The 2,870-nt window shown below is 45.5% G+C and carries 3 protein-coding genes; all 3 read right to left on the bottom strand.

Annotated features, from left to right (window positions below; genetic code table 11):
- Nucleotides 1–307 precede the first annotated feature (307 nt).
- The 3 genes from AKL11_RS00100 to AKL11_RS00090 all read right to left on the bottom strand — a co-directional run bounded on the left by AKL11_RS00100 (nt 308) and on the right by AKL11_RS00090 (nt 2,673).
- Nucleotides 308–562, bottom strand: coding sequence for a hypothetical protein (locus AKL11_RS00100; protein ID WP_067514374.1), 255 nt, complete (start codon nt 560–562; stop codon nt 308–310).
- Nucleotides 563–698: 136 nt separating this feature from the next.
- Nucleotides 699–1,643 carry an IS1595 family transposase gene (locus AKL11_RS24900; protein ID WP_436404681.1) on the bottom strand — a complete coding sequence of 315 codons (945 nt, stop codon included), beginning with the start codon at nt 1,641–1,643 and terminating at the stop codon, nt 699–701.
- Nucleotides 1,644–1,791: 148 nt separating this feature from the next.
- A complete protein-coding gene (locus AKL11_RS00090) occupies nt 1,792–2,673 on the bottom strand; it encodes a ShET2/EspL2 family type III secretion system effector toxin (protein WP_281180400.1) in 882 nt (293 codons plus the stop codon).
- Nucleotides 2,674–2,870 lie beyond the last annotated feature (197 nt).

Raw genomic sequence — 2,870 nt, 5'->3', positions numbered from 1 at the left:
ACCAGGTCTATGACTCCGGAGAACCGATACGGGCACTTGCATAACGCGCCTGTGTCGTGTTGTCTTCCCCCTCATCCAACAAGGTCGACGTTCTCAATAATGGTTTCGGAGCTCCCTCTTACCTTTAAAAGCAGAGCCTGCATCTTCCCCTGTCAACGCTTAACCATTGCCATTACTGACAACCGCCCATGACTCGGGGTTCCGGCGGCTTGCTAAACCTTACCGGATGAAGGGCTTTCACCTTCAATCTCTTGCCGATTTACCTCGGCGCACTGGATGTCCTCTATTATCTCTTACAACGGGATTTTTATGAATATCCTCTATTACCCTGCAAGAAAAAGAAGAGGTCTTCTTTAATTTGATGACTTAGCGAGCTGGAGGAGATTGCCTTTTTAACGGCATCAACCGCCGCTTTGATCTCTTTACCGTCTGGAAGCATCCCTACCCATTCAAGGCTGGTTGTCAGTAGTTCTTTTTTATCCTCAGGAGTCAGCAGATCGCTGGATATTATTCTATTGACATAGGCTACGGCCGTGTCAGCGTGTTTCAGGTACAGTGCCACGTAAAGGCCGGGAATACCGACTTTGTGTTTAGCTGCCAGCAGTTCTTTTTTATCCTCAAGACTCAGCTTGCTGGATATTATTCCATCTACATAGGCTATGACCGTTTCAGGGTGTCCATTCTTCAGTGCGGCTAAGTTACCTTAATGGTTGGAAGCACCAATGTTCAGCAATTTTGCTAACCAATCGGCCAGCAGTTAACTTATTTGCCGCTGTAAGTTCCCGTCTCCAGGCCAGATAATGGGGTAGGTAACGAGTAGCAACCCCTTGGAATATGCCGCCAATCCAGCGTTTTAGATGTCTGTGATAAGAGTTTACAGTCTGGATGTGATAGATACCTTCAACAACATGTTGACCTGCMGATGTCACCAGCTCCTTAAAGTCAAATCCAAGCTTGTCTGCAAGTTTTTCATGTGCAAGGTGGGCATCCGCACAAACCGTGGCCTGTATCGATATACGGCCATTTAAATGCCTGCATAATTCATTAGCACTTTCGTTTTCCAGAACACCGTCGACGGTATTTCGATTGCGGTCCCGAGCCACCATCACCGGTACTTTTCGGGCTTTGTGGGGATCATTACCACGCTTTCTAGCTGGTCTTGGTAGGCCTTCTCTCTGCCCTTTGAAGGATTCACGGAAGAATGTTTCATCGAGCTCCGTAATGCCACAAAGCTCTTCTGCCTGGTCATTATTGATCACCTCAAGAAAGCGATGACGCCAGCGGAACGCGGTCTTCAAGTCAATGCCATTCTCAGCAGCAGCGGGTCGCAAGACCATAGAGTAAGTCATGCCTGTAAGGTACTTGCTCCATTTTTCAGGGTGCTTGAGCCTTGCCAAAGGTGTTCCGCTAAAAGCATTAAATGTGGAGTCACAAGTCTTGCAGTGGTAGCGCTGTCGGCCATTCCGTATACCCCAGCGACCAACGCTATGGCTTTTGCATCTGGGACATTTGGGGTTTTCTGCAAACTTGGACAGTATGCTTTTTTCTACGTCAGGTGTTGTATTATTGTTGGATAAAGATTTACTGCAAAGTGTTTCTGAATCAGTGGTTTCTACTGCCTCAGTAATTTCTATTTTGGGCACTAATGAGCGAGGTGTTAAGAATGTCTCGCTGCTCACTGTTTAATGATGAAATGGAATCAATAAAATTCTGGAAGAGTTCAGATTGCATATCACTCCCCTACCACGTTGATTTTATAGGAGTTTAGCTGATTCAACCATTAACGGTAACTTAGCCCTTCAGTGCCATGTAAACGCCGGGAGCACCTTCTTGGTCCTTGGCTGCCAGTAATTCTTTTTTATCCTTTTCTATAAGACTCAGCTTGCTGGATGATATTGCCTTTATAAAGCCTTTGACCGTTTCAGTGTGTCCATTTTGCAGTGCAATGAAAAAGCCGGGAGTATCGTCTTGGGTCTTGGCTGCCAGTAGTTCTTTTTTATCCTCAGGAGCCAGATTGCTGGAACGTATTGTTTCTACAAAGGTCATGACCGCTTTAGTGTGTCCCATCTCCAATGCAATTAGAAGGCCGGGAAGACCGTCGTTTTGGTGTTTAGCTGCCAGCAGTTTTTTTTTATCCTCACGACTCAGATTGCTGGAAAGTATTGCTGCTAAAAATGGTTTGACCGCTTCAGTGTGTCCATGCCGCAGTGCAAGGAAAAGGCCGGGAACGCCAATTTGGCTCTTGGCTGCCAGCAGTTCTTTTTTATCCTTATCAGTCCAACGATCGCCAGTCATTATCTTATTAATGGAATTTTCAACATCCTTAGCTGAACTATCCGATCCAAAAGTGTCATTTTTAAGTAATAAATACAACAGCGCAGGTGATGGCTTAGATTTAATCACACTAAAAGCGCTACCTGGTTTGCTTTCAATCTCTGGGCTTTTAAAAACACCCGCAAGCGGGCGTTCTGGAAAATACTCCTCAAGGTCTGCCTTTTCAGGTATTAAATCGTCCAGTGTTACATGCTTCAAAGCATCGAGGGAAGATACGATTATACGGCGTTCCCTTGCTGTGTCATTCGGGTCATAAAAATTCAATTTAATCTCATCATGATCATCAGACCAAATCATCTCCAGCGTCATGGAATGGTTCGATGACTCAAGTAGGAGTATTTTCCAATCCCAAAATGAGCCTGAAAAGAGTATAAACCCATGATTTCAGGCCTTTCGCTTAAAGATGCCTTGAAACAGTGATTCTCTGGCAGACTGCAGTTGCTGGGCAGCCTCGTTATCACTCATTGATTCAGCCTTTGACTCCAATGCATGCGGCGGAGTTCCTTTCTTCAAATATTGCGTCCAGTCAGGCAAAG

Origin of the sequence: Endozoicomonas ascidiicola, assembly GCF_001646945.1 — a bacterium.
Taxonomy (GTDB): domain Bacteria; phylum Pseudomonadota; class Gammaproteobacteria; order Pseudomonadales; family Endozoicomonadaceae; genus Endozoicomonas; species Endozoicomonas ascidiicola.
The sequence above is the reverse complement of the archived record's forward strand: the minus strand, read 5'-3'. Positions and strand labels throughout refer to the sequence as shown.